This window comes from Priestia megaterium, assembly GCF_023824195.1.
Classification (GTDB): Bacteria; Bacillota; Bacilli; order Bacillales; family Bacillaceae_H; genus Priestia; species Priestia megaterium_D.
On record NZ_CP085442.1, the window covers coordinates 261,534 to 278,918 of the forward strand.

At 39.3% G+C, this 17,385-nt stretch carries 14 protein-coding genes; 11 read left to right on the top strand and 3 right to left on the bottom strand.

Annotation, left to right across the window (positions count from 1 at the left end):
* The first annotated feature begins 4 nt into the window (after nucleotides 1-4).
* On the top strand, nucleotides 5-1,279 hold the full coding sequence (gene purD / locus LIS78_RS01470; RefSeq protein ID WP_252284548.1) for a phosphoribosylamine--glycine ligase: 1,275 nt from the start codon (nucleotides 5-7) through the stop codon (nucleotides 1,277-1,279).
* Nucleotides 1,280-1,309: 30 nt separating this feature from the next.
* On the opposite strand, the gene LIS78_RS01475 is transcribed toward purD, so the two are convergent.
* Entirely contained in the window at nucleotides 1,310-1,567 is a 258-nt protein-coding gene (locus tag LIS78_RS01475) for a YgaP family membrane protein (RefSeq protein WP_016762773.1), read from the bottom strand.
* A gap of 102 nt (nucleotides 1,568-1,669) precedes the next feature.
* Between LIS78_RS01475 and LIS78_RS01480 the strand changes: the two genes are divergently transcribed.
* Entirely contained in the window at nucleotides 1,670-3,418 is a 1,749-nt protein-coding gene (locus tag LIS78_RS01480) for an adenine deaminase C-terminal domain-containing protein (RefSeq protein ID WP_252284549.1), read from the top strand.
* A gap of 147 nt (nucleotides 3,419-3,565) precedes the next feature.
* On the top strand, nucleotides 3,566-3,871 hold the full coding sequence (locus tag LIS78_RS01485) for a YerC/YecD family TrpR-related protein (protein WP_013055048.1): 306 nt from the start codon (nucleotides 3,566-3,568) through the stop codon (nucleotides 3,869-3,871).
* 38 nt (nucleotides 3,872-3,909) lie between these two features.
* On the opposite strand, the gene LIS78_RS01490 is transcribed toward LIS78_RS01485, so the two are convergent.
* Entirely contained in the window at nucleotides 3,910-5,292 is a 1,383-nt protein-coding gene (locus tag LIS78_RS01490; protein ID WP_013055049.1) for a glycine--tRNA ligase, read from the bottom strand.
* 512 nt (nucleotides 5,293-5,804) lie between these two features.
* Here LIS78_RS01490 and pcrB point away from each other — a divergent pair.
* The 4 genes from pcrB to LIS78_RS01510 are packed head-to-tail and all read left to right on the top strand — an operon-like array spanning nucleotide 5,805 to nucleotide 12,015.
* Entirely contained in the window at nucleotides 5,805-6,503 is a 699-nt protein-coding gene (pcrB, locus tag LIS78_RS01495; protein ID WP_252284550.1) for a heptaprenylglyceryl phosphate synthase, read from the top strand.
* Between the two features lie 52 nt (nucleotides 6,504-6,555).
* Nucleotides 6,556-8,781 (top strand): DNA helicase PcrA, encoded by a 2,226-nt coding sequence (gene pcrA / locus LIS78_RS01500; RefSeq protein ID WP_013055051.1) that lies wholly within the window; start codon nucleotides 6,556-6,558, stop codon nucleotides 8,779-8,781.
* A gap of 20 nt (nucleotides 8,782-8,801) precedes the next feature.
* Complete coding sequence (gene ligA / locus LIS78_RS01505; RefSeq protein ID WP_195781409.1) at nucleotides 8,802-10,808, top strand: NAD-dependent DNA ligase LigA; 2,007 nt, start codon at nucleotides 8,802-8,804, stop codon at nucleotides 10,806-10,808.
* Nucleotides 10,809-10,821: 13 nt separating this feature from the next.
* Entirely contained in the window at nucleotides 10,822-12,015 is a 1,194-nt protein-coding gene (locus LIS78_RS01510) for a CamS family sex pheromone protein (RefSeq protein ID WP_252284551.1), read from the top strand.
* Nucleotides 12,016-12,069: 54 nt separating this feature from the next.
* Here LIS78_RS01510 and LIS78_RS01515 read toward each other — a convergent pair whose 3' ends face one another.
* On the bottom strand, nucleotides 12,070-12,555 hold the full coding sequence (locus tag LIS78_RS01515) for a DUF3920 family protein (protein ID WP_252284552.1): 486 nt from the start codon (nucleotides 12,553-12,555) through the stop codon (nucleotides 12,070-12,072).
* Nucleotides 12,556-12,920: 365 nt separating this feature from the next.
* On the opposite strand from LIS78_RS01515, the gene gatC reads away from it, so the two are divergent.
* From gatC to LIS78_RS01535, 4 genes are all read left to right on the top strand, one after another.
* Complete coding sequence (gene gatC, locus LIS78_RS01520; protein WP_013055055.1) at nucleotides 12,921-13,211, top strand: Asp-tRNA(Asn)/Glu-tRNA(Gln) amidotransferase subunit GatC; 291 nt, start codon at nucleotides 12,921-12,923, stop codon at nucleotides 13,209-13,211.
* A gap of 16 nt (nucleotides 13,212-13,227) precedes the next feature.
* Entirely contained in the window at nucleotides 13,228-14,685 is a 1,458-nt protein-coding gene (gene gatA / locus LIS78_RS01525; RefSeq protein WP_252284553.1) for an Asp-tRNA(Asn)/Glu-tRNA(Gln) amidotransferase subunit GatA, read from the top strand.
* A 14-nt stretch (nucleotides 14,686-14,699) separates the two neighbouring features.
* A complete protein-coding gene (gene gatB / locus LIS78_RS01530) occupies nucleotides 14,700-16,130 on the top strand; it encodes an Asp-tRNA(Asn)/Glu-tRNA(Gln) amidotransferase subunit GatB (RefSeq protein ID WP_252284554.1) in 1,431 nt (476 codons plus the stop codon).
* 234 nt (nucleotides 16,131-16,364) lie between these two features.
* Nucleotides 16,365-17,297 carry a diacylglycerol kinase gene (locus LIS78_RS01535; RefSeq protein WP_016762783.1) on the top strand — a complete coding sequence of 311 codons (933 nt, stop codon included), beginning with the start codon at nucleotides 16,365-16,367 and terminating at the stop codon, nucleotides 17,295-17,297.
* The last annotated feature ends 88 nt before the right edge of the window (nucleotides 17,298-17,385 follow it).

A 17,385-nucleotide genomic window follows, 5' to 3' on the forward strand; every position in this document is an offset into this window, starting at 1 on the left:
GAACGTGAATGTTTTAGTTATTGGAAAAGGCGGAAGAGAGCATACAATTGCATGGAAAGCTTCAAAAAGTCCACTTGTTAACGAAGTGTTTGTAGCACCAGGAAATCCGGGCATGAGAGATGTGGCAACGATTGTACCAATCGATGAAAGCAGCCAAGAAGAGCTTGTGCTATTTGCAAGAGAAAACAAGATTGGATTAACAATTGTTGGACCAGAAAATCCGCTAATTGAAGGCATTGTTGATCGATTTGAACAAGAAGGTCTTCCAGTCTTTGGACCGCGCAAACAAGCAGCGATGATTGAAGGAAGCAAAAGCTTTGCAAAAGAGCTCATGAAAAAGTATGATATTCCAACCGCAGCGTATGAAACATTTACGTCTTACGAGGAAGCAAAAGCATATGTGGAAAAGCAAGGCGCTCCAATTGTTATTAAAGCAGACGGCTTAGCGGCTGGTAAAGGTGTAACTGTTGCTTTAACAGTGGAAGAAGCTGTAGATACATTACGTGATTTTCTAGTTGACCAAAAATTTAAAGAAGCAAGTGCAAAAGTAGTTGTAGAAGAATTTTTGGATGGTGAAGAATTTTCATTAATGGCATTTGTACGCGGTACAAATGTATATCCAATGGTAATTGCACAAGATCATAAGCGTGCTTTTGACGGGGATCAAGGTCCGAACACAGGAGGCATGGGAGCTTACTCTCCTGTTCCGCAAATCAGTGATGCAGAAGTACAAGAGGCTGTGGAAAACATCTTACTTCCAATGGCTAAAGGATTAGCTGAAGAAGGCTGTGAGTATACCGGAATTCTATATGCTGGTCTGATTCAAACACAAAAAGGACCAAAAGTTATTGAATTTAATGCGCGTTTTGGAGATCCTGAAACACAGGTTGTACTGCCGCGTATGAAAAGCGATTTAGTCGATGTGCTTCTTCGCATTTTGAAAGAAGAAAAAGTAGAAATTGAATGGGATGACGAAGCGGCTATCGGAATCGTATTAGCAGCAGCAGGCTACCCAGAAGATTATCAAAAGGGTGCGCCAATTAACGGGTTGGATGCGATTAGTGAAGACGCGCTTGTTTTCCACGCTGGTACAGCTTTAAAAAACGACACATACGTTTCAAACGGCGGCCGTGTTCTATTAGTAGGTGCTAAAGGAGCAACTCTTCAAGAAGCGCAGCAAGAAGTATACAAACAAATGGCTCATATCGATGTAGAAAAAGGCTTTTTCTATCGCAAAGACATCGGCCATCGTGCATTAACAAAAGCAGCTTTAAAATAAAAAAGGAGAGCTCCGGCTCTCCTTTTTACCTTATGAAGGATTATACGTTTCTTCATTTCCATTTGGATGGTGTTCATGTTCATCGTGTTTTTGACATGAATCATATGCGTACGTAAGGGGGCAAAAACGCGTGATGCCTTCTGCCACTTTTAAAGCTCCCATTAATCCTAAGAAGATGTATGAATCTTTGTACGGTCTGCGAGATAAACGAGATGTTGTCCAAGAAAGAAGGGTAAATCCCAGTGTAAGTCGAATTAATGCGTTAACAATGCCGATATTTGGTTTCATGTTTTATCACCTTTATTCATAAAATTAATAACAGTTTCTGAATGCGTTTACATCACGGATGTGTTACGATAAAAATACATAGTAAATTAGGGGGAATTTAGCATGCCGGAACAAAGATACCGCTGGAAAAGCAAACATATTAGACAGCAGCTTTTAGTGTTAAACGGTCAAAAAGCACCAACTATTGTTTTAAAAGATGCAACATATTTGAACGCTCGAATGAAGCAGTGGAAAAAAGCGCATATTTGGGTTTACCAAGATCGTATTGTATACGTTGGCTCAGAGATGCCTAAGCACACAGACGCTTCCACAGAGATTATAGACTGTCGTGAGAAATATGTGGTTCCTGGGTATATTGAGCCGCATGTTCACCCGTTTCAGTTATATAATCCCCAGACTTTTTCCCAATATGCAGCCAAGCACGGAACAACGACTTTATTTAATGATAATTTAATTCTCGCTTTACAGCTTGAACAAAAAACGGCATTTTCATTGATTGAAGAAATGAAAACGTTACCACAATCGCTGTATTGGTGGTGCAGATTTGATTCGCAGACGGAAATTGATGAAGAGGCTGACATCTTCTCACATACGAACATTACTTCTTGGCTACAAAATGAAGCTGTCTTACAAGGAGGCGAACTGACAAGTTGGCCGAAGCTTTTAGACGGAGATGATTTAATGCTTCACTGGGTTCAAGAGACAAAACGGATGAGAAAGCACATTGAAGGACATTTCCCAGGGGCGTCAGCATTTACTTTGGCAAAAATGAAATTGCTCGGGGCAGACAGCGATCATGAGTCTATGACAGGGGAAGATGTTGTTGCTCGGTTAACGCAAGGCTATGACGTTGCTTTGCGCCACTCTTCAATTCGTCCGGATTTGCCAAAATTACTGCAGGAGTTAAAAGAGCTGCAGGTAGATTATTTTGACCATATTACGATGAATACAGACGGTTCTCCGCCTTCTTTTTACCAAAATGGCGTGTCAGATATGTTAATTACATTAGCTATTTCAGAAGGGGTTCCCGTGTTAGATGCTTATAATATGGTGTCTGTAAATATTGCTCGCTATTATAACATGGAACATTTGCACGGGCATGTAGCAACAGGCTGTGTGGCTAATATTAATATTTTAGAAGATCCTATGCGGCCTACTCCGGTATCTGTGCTAGCAAAAGGAAAGTGGATGAAAAAAGAAGGCAAAGAACAAGCATTAGCCTCAGTAGAATTTCCTTGGGAAAAGTTTGGTTTTTCACCGTTAAAGTTGGACTTTGATTTAACGATGGACGATTTTCAATTTTCAATGCCAGTAGGCGTAAAAATGAAAAATGCTGTTATTATGGAGCCGTATTCAATTCACTTGAATGTGAGCGGAGATGTATTAGCCTCTGATCATGATGAAAGCTTTTTAGTGCTGGTGGACCGAGAAGGCAAGTGGCGGATCAATACGCTGTTAAAAGGATTTGCGACAAATGTATCGGGACTGGCGAGTTCATTTTCAAATACAGGTGATTTTATTTTAATTGGAAAATCGAAAAAAGATATGATGTGTGCATTTAAACGTATGAAAGAAATTGGAGGCGGTATTGTCATTACGGAAGATGAGAAAGTAGTATATGAACTGGATCTTCCGTTAAAAGGAGTCATGTCGAATCTGCCAATGGAGGAGTTAAGTAAACGAGAGGTAGAACTCAAGAAAGTGCTGGGTGAGCGAGGATACAAACACGATGATCCTGTCTATTCACTGCTGTTCTTTTCGTCTACACATTTGCCTTATATTCGTATCACGCCAGTAGGAATTTATGACGTTATGAATAAAAAAGTACTTTTTCCGTCTATAATGCGTTAAAATATAAAAGTATCAAAGGAATTTGAAATTTGTATGAAATTGGCTGTCTTCATACAGAATGAATGTATGTGCAAATAAATATAGAAACTGTATTTTATAGATAGAAACAACCAGTAAAGAAAGCCAATGATAAAGGAGTTCGATACGATGCAAATCAACAAACTACGAGGAAAAGAATTAGATCAGCTATTTCAAGCGATTTTATCATTAGAAAACATTGAAGAATGCTATCAATTTTTTGATGACCTATGTACAGTTAATGAAATTCAATCATTAGCACAGCGCTTAGAAGTGGCAAGAATGCTAAGAGAAGGCAACACGTACCATAAAATTGAGACGGAAACTGGAGCAAGCACAGCGACTATTTCCCGTGTTAAACGCTGCTTGAATTATGGAAGCGATGCGTATCAAATGGTGTTAGAACGCCTTCAAGAAGATTCAAATCAAAAGTAAAGCGTATGGCTGAAGCAGCCATACGCTTATTTTTTTTATTAAAATTGAGTTGCTTCTTCAATGATATTTTTAAGGTCGCTAATTGCTACACGTTTTTGTTCCATTGTGTCGCGGTTACGGATTGTTACTTGATTGTCTTCTAATGAATCGAAGTCAAATGTAATACAGAACGGCGTACCGATTTCATCATGGCGACGGTAACGTTTACCGATTGAACCAGCATCATCATAGTCAATCATAAAGTATTTTGCTAAATCTTCAAAGACAGCGCGAGCTTCGTTAGAAAGCTTTTTAGAAAGTGGCAATACAGCAGCTTTAAATGGTGCTAAAGCAGGGTGAAGCTGCATAACTGTACGAGAAGAGCCATCTTCTAACGTTTCTTCTTCATACGCATCAATCATATAAGCTAATGTTACACGGTCTGCGCCTAAAGAAGGCTCGATGCAGTAAGGTACATAGCGTTCGTTTGTTTCTTGATCAACATATTGGAAGTCTTCTCCAGAATGTTCCATATGCTGCTTTAAGTCATAGTCTGTACGAGAAGCTACGCCCCATAGTTCGCCCCAGCCGAATGGGAACTTGTATTCAAAGTCTGTTGTTGCATTACTGTAGTGAGAAAGTTCATCATCATCATGGTCGCGAAGACGAACGTTTTCTTCTTTCATACCAAGAGAAAGAAGCCATTTGTTACATGTTTCTTTCCAGTAGTTAAACCACTCTAATTCGGTGCCTGGTTTACAGAAGAATTCAAGTTCCATTTGTTCAAATTCACGCGTACGGAATGTGAAGTTACCAGGTGTAATTTCGTTACGGAAGCTTTTACCCACTTGGCCGATACCGAACGGAAGCTTTTTACGCATTGAGCGCTGAACGTTTTTAAAGTTTACGAAAATACCTTGAGCTGTTTCAGGACGAAGGTAAATTTCATTTGTTGATGTTTCAGTTACACCTTGGTGCGTTTTGAACATTAAGTTAAATTGACGAATTTCAGTGAAGTTAGCTGAACCACACTCAGGACATGTAATTTCATGTTCTTTAATTAAGTCAGCCATTGCATCAAATGAAAGGCCGTCTACGATCATTTCAATGCCTTTTTCTTGAAGTTTTTCTTCAATTAATTTATCGGCACGATGACGAGCTTTACAATCCTTACAGTCGATCATTGGGTCATTAAAGTTTCCTAAGTGACCAGAAGCTTCCCATGTTTTTGGATTCATTAAAATCGCAGCGTCTAAACCAACGTTGTATGGAGATTCTTGAATGAATTTTTTCCACCATGCTTTTTTAATATTGTTTTTTAATTCTACGCCAAGCGGGCCGTAATCCCATGTATTTGCAAGACCGCCGTAAATTTCAGATCCTTGAAATACAAAGCCGCGGTGTTTAGCGTGAGATACGATTTGATCCATTGTTTTTGACATTCTAATTCCTCCTGTAAATGGTAGTGATTCAAGCGAAACAAAAAGAGCGGGTACAAAAAAACTCTCGTCCCTGGGCATATCAACAATATGCCCAGGGACGAGAGTTTTTCCCGCGGTTCCACCCTGGTTGATACAAAATGTATCCACCTTTGTCTGTATATACTCCAGATTGCCTTTTCTTTAAACCATTCTCTAGGCTCCCACCGTCCCTAGTTCGCTTTGTGAAGAGGATTTAAGTACTATTGATCCTTCAGCGTATATCATATGAATTTTAGTAGCTATATATTAGCATATCCTATGCAGAGAAACAATAACCTTGTGCAAAATGGGCTTTTTTTGTGATGTTTTCTTCCGAAATTTGAGGATAAAACCATATCTTTTAACCATATTTTTTGAAAACAAAAAACGTGATGAAAAGTTCGGTTTTCCTTTCATTTCACCCTCTTAGTTTTGTTATAATGAACAAATGGACGAGCGCGAACTTTTAAGTGTAAAGAAATGGAGGAACATATATGTATGATATTAAAGAGTGGAGACATGTCTTTAAATTAGATCCTAATAAAGAGATTTCAGATGCAGATTTAGAGAAAATTTGCGAATCCGGCACGGATGCGGTTCTCGTCGGAGGATCTGACGGAGTGACTCTAGACAATGTACTGCAGCTGTTAATGCGGATTCGCCGCTACACGGTGCCGTGTGCGCTTGAAGTATCAACAATTGACTCTGTAACACCTGGTTTTGATTCTTATTTTATTCCGACCGTTTTAAACAGTAAGGATCCAAAGTGGATTGTTGACTTACATCACGCGGCGATGAAGGAATACGGAGAGATCATGGACTGGGATGAAATTTTTGTAGAAGGATACTGCGTACTTAATCCCGAAGCAAAAGTAGCTGCGCTAACGGAAGCAAAAACAGATTTGGATGCAGAAGATGTTGTAGCGTATGCTCGTATGGCTGAACGCATGTTTCATTTGCCCGTTTTTTATCTAGAATACAGCGGAAAATATGGAGACCCTGCATTAGTGGCAGAAGTGAAAAATTCGCTAAATGAGACGAAGTTATTTTACGGCGGGGGTATTGAGATAAAAGAGCAAGCGAGTGAGATGGGAGAGCTAGCCGATACAGTTATTGTAGGAAATGTTATTTATACAAATTTATCGGAAGCGTTAAAAACTGTAAAAGCGGTAAAAAAGAATATTGCACAGTGAAAAATAAATAAAGTAGAATAGAGAATATATGTTCGATATAGGCGGTGAAAACGTGAATTTTTTAAGTGAAAAATTATTAACAGGATTAAACCCTCAGCAGCAAGAGGCAGTTAAAACAACAGACGGACCACTATTACTTATGGCCGGTGCAGGAAGTGGAAAAACACGTGTATTAACGCATCGAATTGCGTTTTTAATGGCAGAAAAAGAAGTTGCACCTTGGAATATTTTAGCCATTACCTTTACAAACAAAGCAGCTCGTGAAATGAGAGAGCGTGTGGCAAGTATCGTTGGCGGAGTGGCAGAAGATATCTGGATTTCAACGTTCCACTCGATGTGCGTGCGTATTTTACGAAGAGATATTGATCGTATTGGCTTTAATCGTAACTTTACGATTTTAGATTCAACGGATCAGCTGTCCGTTATTAAAAACATTTTAAAAGATCAAAACATCGATCCAAAAAAATTCGATCCGCGCTCGTTATTAGGAAGCATTAGTTCAGCTAAAAATGAACTGAAAGTAGCGGAAGAATTTGATAAAACAGCAGCGGGACCATATGAAGAAGTTGTAAGCAAAGTCTACAAAGAGTATGAAAAGCGTTTAAAGAAAAACCAAGCGCTCGATTTTGATGATTTGATTATGACAACGATTCAGTTATTTAAACGAGTTCCTGAAGTGTTAACTTACTATCAGCGCAAGTTTCAATATATTCATGTGGACGAGTATCAAGATACAAACCATGCACAATATATGCTGGTTCGCTTGCTAGCTGCAAGATTTGAAAATGTATGCGTAGTAGGGGATTCAGATCAGTCTATTTATCGCTGGCGCGGGGCTGATATTACAAATATCTTGTCATTTGAAAAAGATTACCCAAAAGCCAAAACCATTTTGCTTGAACAAAATTATCGTTCCACGAAAACGATTTTGGCTGCGGCAAACGGCGTCATTGCAAACAATATGAATCGTAAAGTGAAAAACTTATGGACGGAAAACGATGAAGGCCAGAAGATTTATCATTACCAAGCAATGAGTGAGCATGATGAGGCACAGTTTGTAGCACGTAAAATTAAAGAAGCAGTAGACAGCGGAAAGCGTAAATATAGTGATTTTGCCATTTTGTATCGTACAAATGCACAGTCTCGTGTGATGGAGGAAGTGCTGTTAAAATCCAATATTAATTATACAATTGTCGGCGGCATTAAGTTCTACGACCGCAAAGAGATTAAAGATTTGCTTGCATACTTGCGCTTAATTGCCAACCAAGATGATGACATTAGCTTAGCTCGTATTGTGAACGTTCCAAAGCGCGGAGTTGGAGCTACTTCAGTCGATAAAGTGGCCAATTACGGAAACGTTCATGACATTTCTATTTTTAAAGCGCTGGATGAAGTAGAATTAATGGGGTTAACAGGCAAAGCAACAAAGGCCCTTCGTGATTTCCAATCGATGATTTCGAACTTAGCTCAAATGCAAGACTATATGTCTGTTACAGAGCTTGTGGAACAAGTATTAGAAAGAACAGGATACCGTGAAGCGCTTAAAGTGGAAAAAACAATTGAAGCACAAAGCCGCTTAGAGAATATTGATGAGTTTTTATCTGTCACAAAAACGTTTGAAGAAGCAAGTGAAGATAAAAGCTTAGTAGCATTTTTAACCGATTTAGCACTTGTTGCTGATATCGATAAGCTTGACGACGAGGAAGAAGAAGAGAACGAACAAGTGATTCTGATGACGCTTCACTCGGCAAAAGGTCTAGAGTTCCCGGTTGTTTTTCTAATGGGTATGGAAGAAGGCGTATTCCCTCATAGCCGATCATTATTCGAAGATAATGAAATGGAAGAGGAACGACGCTTAGCCTACGTAGGGATTACACGTGCTGAACAAGAATTGTATTTATTAAATGCTCAAATGCGTACACTATTTGGTAAAACAAACGTCAATCCAAAATCGCGCTTCATTGGAGAAATCCCAAGCGAGCTTGTGGAATCTTTAAATGAAGCAATGCGCAAACCTGCTGCTGGTCGTTCAGGGGCTTCAGCTTCGCCGTTTGCAGCGCGCCGACAAGCGGCCGTGGCAAAAACGAAGCTTGTGTCAACAGGCAGTGAATCAATTGGATGGAGCGTTGGAGATAAGGCCGAGCATAAAAAATGGGGAATTGGTACAGTTGTAAGTGTAAAAGGAGAAGGAGATTCAAAAGAATTAGACATTGCTTTTCCTAGTCCTACAGGTGTAAAAAGACTGCTTGCTAAATTTGCCCCGGTTACGAAAGTGTAATCGTGAAAAGGAGCTAGAATATGGAGTTTGAGACAGCAAAATCACGCGTTCAAGAATTACGTGACTTATTAAATCAATATGGTTATGAATATTATGTGTTAGATCAGCCATCTGTTCCAGATGCAGAATACGATAAATTAATGAATGAGTTAATTGAGATAGAAGAATCATTTCCAGAATTAAAAACAGCTGACTCACCTACTCAGCGCATCGGCGGCCAAGTGCTCGATGCGTTTGAGAAGGTTCAGCATCAAACGTCTATGCTAAGTTTAGGAAATGCATTTAATGAAGAAGACCTTCGGGATTTTGATCGCCGAGTGCGCCAAGCCGTTGGAGATGAGTTTTCTTATGTATGCGAACTTAAAATTGACGGGCTTGCTGTATCTCTTCGCTATGAAGATGGATACTTAGTGCTGGGGGCTACGCGCGGAGACGGTACGACTGGTGAAAATATTACTGAAAACTTAAAAACAATTCGCTCTATTCCACTGCGAATTAAAGAACCGTTATCAATGGAAGTTCGCGGAGAAGCATTTATGCCGAGAAAATCATTCGAAGCACTTAATGAAGCAAAAATGGAAAGGGATGAAGTTCCGTTTGCTAACCCGCGTAACGCAGCTGCAGGCTCACTGCGTCAGCTAGATCCTAAAATTGCGGCAAAACGTAATTTAGATATCTTTGTATATGCCATGACTGATACAGGAGAGTTAGAAATCGACTCTCACAGCGAAAGTTTGAATTTACTCGATGAGCTTGGTTTTAAAACAAATAAGGAAAGACAGACGTGTGAAACCATTGATGATGTGATTGCTTACATCGAAAGCTGGCAAACGCAACGTCCAGAACTATCTTATGATATTGATGGCATTGTTGTAAAAGTAGATTCATTTGATCAGCAGGCTGAGCTTGGAACAACGGCCAAAAGTCCACGCTGGGCTATTGCTTATAAGTTTCCTGCTGAAGAAGTTGTAACCAAGCTTGTAAATATTGAACTGACGGTAGGCCGGACAGGTGTCATTACGCCAACAGCTATTTTGGAGCCGGTTCAAGTAGCAGGTACGACGGTACAGCGTGCGTCTCTTCACAATGAAGATTTGATTCGTGAAAAAGACATTCGCATCGGAGATTATGTCGTGGTGAAAAAAGCAGGAGATATTATTCCTGAAGTAGTGAATGTGATTGAGGAGAAGCGAACGGGAGAAGAGCAAGAGTTTACGATGCCTACTCACTGTCCGGAATGTGAAAGTGAACTGGTGCGTTTAGAAGGAGAAGTTGCGCTTCGCTGCATTAATCCAAGCTGTCCTGCTCAAATTCGTGAAGGACTTATTCATTTCGTGTCCCGCAATGCGATGAACATTGATGGACTTGGTGAAAAAGTTATATCACAATTATTTCGCGAGCAGTTAATTAAAGATGTAGCGGATATTTATACGCTGACAAAACAGCAGTTAATCGAGCTTGAGCGCATGGGTGAGAAATCTGCTGATAATTTGATTGCGGCCATCGAAGCCTCTAAAGAAAATTCGCTTGAGCGTTTGCTTTTTGGTTTGGGCATTCGCCATGTCGGAGCAAAAGCTGCAAAGACGTTAGCTCAGCACTTTGAAACCATAGACAAGTTAACAAAAGCAACGTATGATGAATTAGTGGCAATTAATGAAATTGGTGCCAAAATGGCTGATGCTATTGTCGCTTACTTTACACAAGAAGAGGTTCAAGAACTTATACATGAATTAAAAGAGTATGGAGTAAACCTTACATACAAAGGACCCAAGCTTGTAAGTGTAGAAAATGTAGATTCTGTTTTTGCTGGTAAAACCGTTGTATTAACAGGTAAGCTTGAACAGCTATCTCGCAATGAGGCAAAAGCACAAATTGAAGCACTTGGCGGTAAAGTCACAGGAAGCGTAAGTAAAAAGACAGACCTTGTTGTGGCAGGGGAAGAGGCTGGTTCCAAACTGACAAAAGCTAACGAGCTTGAAATTGAAGTATGGGATGAGGCAAGGCTACTTACGGAATTAAATAAATAAGAGGTGTGTGTAGTTGAAAAAGATATTGTTACTTTCTCTTGCGGTCATGCTTGTAACTTCAGCGTGTGCACCGAACCTTTCGGACGATAAAGAGACTGTTCAACAAACCAACAACAAGAAAGAAAAAGCAGTTATTCCGAAGTATAGTATTTCAGACGATTATTATCGAACAATTCTTCCATTTAAAGCGGGAGTGGCAAGAGGCTTAGTCGCAGCTAACTTAAACAACCGCTTGGATGCGCAAGAATTTGAAACAGGCTTAATGCGCTTATCGACAGATAGCTATTCTCCGAAAAAATATGTGTATCAAGAAGGCCAGTACCTTGATAAAGATACTATTCGCTCATGGTTAAGCCGTAAGCTGAGTGATAAACAGTTTAAAGATCTTCAAAGCAAAACAAAAGATAATACGGCGAAAAAGAAGCTTAAAAACAATGGGTTAAACCCAATTGATACAGAAAAAGGCGATTTGAAAACTCGTAACGAAACAAGTCCAATGTACTTAGCGAACATTACTGAGCAAGATTACCTTATCCAAGACGGAGACGACAAGGTCAAACTTGGAGGCGTCACAATTGGCCTGGCGATGAATTCTGTTCATTATTATACAGAAGAAAATGGTTATGCCCGTGAAGTGAAGCTTACAAATAAAGAGATTGAAGCCCAAGGAAAGCAAATGGCAGATGAGATTGTTAAGCGTATGCGCGACATCAAAGGCTTAGAAAATGTGCCAGTTCGAGTAGCGCTATTCAAACAAAGTGCTAAGTCCTCTTTAACACCGGGTAACTTTATAGCTGTCGGAAATGCAGGTTCAAATGATACGGCCGTTGGCAGCTGGGATAATTTAGACGAGCAATATTATTTATTCCCATCATCAGATGCAACAAAAGATCATCGAGACGATGCGATGAAATTTGATGAGTTTAAAGCGCAAATCGAAGACTACTTTCCGAACTTTACAAGCGTAGTAGGGAAAGGGTATTACAAAGATGGACAGCTTCAAAAAATGACGATTGATATTCCCGTACAATTTTACGGAAAAGGTGAAATTGTAGGATTTACTCAGTACGTTGCTGGTTTAATGCTTGATCATTTCCCTTCATATATGGAAACGAGTATCTCTATTAACTCAGTAAGCGGACCGGAAGCTCTCATTGTTAGAAAAGCAGATGAAGACAAGCCGTTCGTTCATATTTACGAAGAGTAAGCAAAGAAGACACTGCGAAAGCAGTGTCTTTTTCTATTTATATGAATTTGTCCCTTATGAAGGAATAGCGTGAGGATTTTGTCTTGTAAACTTAGCAAGATAATAAGCAGCAAATGCAAACGCATCTTGTTCGGTTGTCCGCTCTTCATACGGGCGCTGTTTATCCAGCTCAAATTCTTTCTGATAATAAGGGATGTGATCTTGAATATAGTGGCGCAGCTCGTGAAAGATAGTTTCAATAAGCGGAAGATAGTCATCAAATTTAAAAATAAATATAATGCCTACTTCTCGCCAGTAAACGCCCGATGCAAACTGCAGGTATTCTGCTTCTTCTTCTCCAAGAGCAGAGACAATTTTATTGGCTTCGCATGAATCACAAAAAATTATAGGAATATGAAAGGCTTTATTTAAACAAGCAAAAACATCTTTTTGCAAGGTGGGCAAATCCCACTTGAATTCTTCATCTAATACAAACCATCTTCCGCTTTGCTGATACACAGGGCGCTGGTGGATGACTGACTGTATAAGTATTTTATTCAATTTTTATAGCACCTCTTTTACGGTAAAGTAGTTATTCGTTTTCTTTACTTTCCCAAAGACTAGTGAAATTAAAACATGGTGGTGTGTTCATCTAAAGCATGTTTCTCTTTCTATCTATCTTTTCTAAAAAGAAGGTTATTTTATACCTATGCAAGAGAAAAATATTTTATGACGAAGGAAAAGTATGGAATGTTGTTTGAATGAAATAGATTTGGTATAAAATAGAAGTGATAAATGTAAGACCTGTCTTGCCTGGCGGGGTTTTTAATATTTTAGGAACTAGTCTCAGAAATGTTGCCTGTTGCTAGTGAAGTTTGGTATTATCAGTATATTGTAGTGGGACGAATATTCGGAGGTGAAGGAACATGTCAAGAATTTCTGTTGATCAAGTAAAACACGTTGCAAACTTAGCGAGACTTGCGGTGACGGATGACGAAGCAGAACTATTTACAAAACAATTAGATGCTATTATTACATATGCAGAACAATTAGATGAGTTAGATACTACAAATGTAAAACCAACTTCTCACGTATTGGATATGAAAAACGTAATGCGTGAAGATAAGCCAGCTAAAGGTTTACCAATTGAAGACGTAGTAAAAAACGCGCCAGACCACAAGGATGGCTACATTCGAGTACCAACTATTTTAGAATAAGGAAGGAGGCTTTACGATGTCTTTATTCGATCGTAAACTTTCAGAACTACATAGCCTTTTACACAAGAAAGAAGTACGTGTACAAGATTTAGTAGACGAATCATACAAACGTATTAATGAAGTAGATGATAAAGTAGGTGCGTTCTTAGCGCTTAATGAAGACAATGCTCGTGCTTATGCAAAAGAGCTAGATGAAGCACTACAAACAAAAGATGAATTTGGCCTATTATTTGGTATGCCAATCGGTGTAAAAGATAATATTGTCACAAAAGATTTACGTACAACTTGCTCTAGTAAAATTCTAGCAAACTTTGATCCGATTTATGATGCAACAGTTGTTCAAAAACTGCAGGCAGCTGAAGCAGTAACAATCGGTAAATTAAATATGGATGAATTCGCAATGGGTTCTTCAACTGAAAACTCAGGTCTTCAGTTAACGCGCAACCCATGGAATTTAGATTACGTACCAGGTGGATCTAGCGGTGGTTCAGCCGCAGCTGTAGCAGCAGGCGAAGTTCCGTTTTCTTTAGGTTCTGATACAGGTGGTTCAATTCGTCAGCCAGCTGCTTATTGCGGTGTTGTAGGATTAAAACCAACATATGGTCGCGTATCTCGTTACGGATTAGTGGCATTTGCGTCTTCTTTAGATCAAATCGGGCCAATCACAAATTCTGTTGAAGACAATGCATACTTACTTCAAGCAATTTCAGGCGTAGACCCAATGGATTCTACTTCTGCTAATGTTAATGTACCGGATTATGTATCTGCTTTAACAGGTGACGTAAAAGGTCTTAAAATTGCTGTTCCAAAAGAATACTTAGGTGAAGGTGTGGGCGAAGAAGCTCGCCAGTCAGTTTTAGATGCGCTAAAAGTGTTAGAAGGACTAGGCGCAACTTGGGAAGAAGTATCGCTTCCACACTCTAAATACGCATTAGCTACGTATTATCTATTATCTTCTTCTGAAGCGTCTGCGAACTTATCTCGTTTTGACGGCGTTCGCTACGGATACCGTACAGATAATGCTGAGAACTTAATCGAAATGTACAAGCAGTCTCGAAGCGAAGGCTTTGGAAACGAAGTAAAACGCCGTATCATGCTTGGAACATTTGCGTTAAGCTCTGGTTATTATGATGCTTACTACAAAAAAGCACAGCAAGTACGTACGTTAATCAAGCAAGACTTTGAGTCTGTATTTGAAAACTATGACGTTATCATTGGACCAACTACACCAACTCCATCATTCAAAATTGGTGAGAAAACAGATGATCCATTAACAATGTATGCAAACGATATTTTAACAATCCCAGTAAACCTTGCTGGAGTACCTGGTATTTCTGTGCCTTGCGGCTTATCAAATGGATTGCCATTAGGTTTACAAATTATCGGTAAGCATTTCGACGAAAGCACAATCTATCGTGTTGCTCATGCATTCGAACAAGCAACTGAGCATCATAAAGCGAAACCAGCACTGTAAGGGGTGAGATAAAGATGAACTTTGAAACGATTATTGGTCTTGAAGTACACGTTGAGCTTAAGACAAAATCTAAAATTTTCTCAGCAAGTCCAAACGCATTTGGTGCGGCTCCAAATGCTAACACAAGTGTAATCGACTTAGGTTATCCTGGCGTATTACCTGTGTTAAACAAAGAAGCAGTTGATTTTGCAATGAAAGCAGCGCTTGCGCTAAACTGTGAAATCGCAACAGATACAAAGTTTGATCGTAAAAACTATTTCTATCCGGATAACCCAAAAGCTTATCAAATCTCTCAATTTGATAAACCAATTGGCGAGAACGGTTGGATTGAAGTAGAAGTTAAAGGTGAAACGAAGCGTATTCGTATCAACCGACTTCATTTAGAAGAAGATGCTGGTAAGTTAACGCATACAGGCGATGGCTATTCACTAGTAGACTTCAACCGTCAAGGTACACCTCTAATTGAGATTGTATCAGAAGCAGATATGCGTTCCCCTGAAGAAGCATATGCTTATTTAGAAAAATTAAAATCAATCATTCAATATACAGGCGTATCTGATTGTAAAATGGAAGAAGGTTCACTTCGCTGTGATGCCAATATTTCTTTACGTCCAGTTGGACAAGAAGAGTTCGGTACAAAAGCTGAGTTAAAGAACTTAAACTCATTTAACTATGTTCGCCGCGGTCTTGAACACGAAGAAATTCGTCAAGAAAAAGTGTTATTATCTGGTGGTCTAATTGAGCAGGAAACACGCCGTTTTGACGAGTCTACGGGCGAAACAATTCTGATGCGTGTAAAAGAAGGATCTGACGACTACCGCTACTTCCCAGAGCCTGACTTATTAGAATTACACATCGACGAAGAGTGGAAAGAGCGCGTTCGTGCTTCGATTCCTGAACTTCCAGATGCTCGTAAAAAGCGCTATGTAGAAGAGCTTGGCTTACCTGCTTATGATGCAATGGTATTAACGCTAACAAAAGAAATGTCTGATTTCTTTGAAGCAACGCTTGCTGCGGGCGGAGACGCGAAGCTATCTTCTAACTGGTTAATGGGTGAAGTTTCTGCTTACTTAAACTCAAACCAAAAAGAAATTTCAGATGTAGCCTTAACACCTGAAGGTCTAGCTGGTATGATTCAATTAATTCAAGAAGGTACAATTTCGTCTAAAATTGCGAAAAAAGTATTCAAAGAGTTAATTGAAAATGGCGGAGATGCAAAGAAAATTGTAAAAGAAAAAGGTCTTGTACAAATTTCTGATGATGCAACTTTACGTAAATTCGTAACAGATGCATTAGATGCAAACCCTCAATCTATTGAAGATTTCAAAAACGGTAAGGATCGTGCAATTGGCTTCTTAGTTGGTCAAATTATGAAAGCTTCAAAAGGCCAAGCGAACCCACCGATGGTTAATAAAATTCTTTTAGAAGAAATTAATAAACGCTAAATTTGATAACTAAATGTGAGGTGGGTATCCATCTCACATTTATTATGAGTAAGGGCGATCGCGCTGAAGGTATGAATAAAAACCGAAACGTGAATATTGTATATCAAGGTTAATTTCTTTATAATATGTTTGTTCATGCCCCCTCTTGTTGATGATGTAATGTGAGGGGGCATTCTTTCACTGATAAAAGTAGGCAAAGATTTGTGACAAATTATCATTATTAGGATGATGAATATGAAAAGAGCGAGAATTATTTATAACCCGACATCGGGCCGTGAAATTTTTAAGAAAAACTTACCGGAAGTCTTGCAAAAGCTAGAGCAAGCAGGCTACGAAACATCTTGTCATGCTACAACTTGCGCTGGTGATGCAACAGAAGCTGCTAAAGTAGCAGTAGAACGTCGTTTTGACGTTGTAATTGCAGCTGGTGGAGACGGTACCATCAATGAAGTCGTAAACGGTATCGCTGGACAAGACTATCGTCCGCAGCTAGGTATTATTCCTGTTGGAACAACCAATGACTTTGCTCGTGCCATTAATGTGCCGCGCACGATTGAAGGCGCTATTGATGTCATTGTAGAAGGTGTAACGAAGCCAATTGACTTGGGCTGTGTAACAAACGACGGAGAAACGCATTATTTTGTAAATATCGCCGGAGGCGGCCGTTTAACTGAATTAACGTATGAAGTGCCAAGCAAGTTAAAAACAATGCTTGGACAGCTAGCTTACTATTTAAAAGGCATGGAAATGCTTCCTTCTATTAAACCAACATCTGTTGAAATTGAGTATGACGGAAAATTCTTTGGCGGCGAGATTATGTTCTTCCTCGTTTCCTTAACGAACTCAGTCGGCGGTTTTGAAAAGCTGGCACCAGATTCTTCTTTAGATGACGGCATGTTTGATTTAATTATTTTAAAGAAAGCAAATTTAGCTGAATTTATTCGAATTGCGACACTTGCGCTGCGAGGAGAACATATCAATGATCCTCATATTATTTATACAAAAGCGAACCGTGTTAAAATTCATACGAATGATAAAATGCAGCTAAATCTAGATGGCGAGTACGGAGGGTTATTGCCTGGGGAATTTGTAAACTTATATCGCCATGTAGAAATCTTTGTTCCAAAAGCAACAGCTGAATTGATGGAAAAAAATGAGATCGCCTAATTGCGATCTTTTTTCATGCTTTTCTTTGTTTGGCTTTCGCTCTTATGGTACAATCAGTTCAGCATTTTCAAATGACTAAAAGGATGTA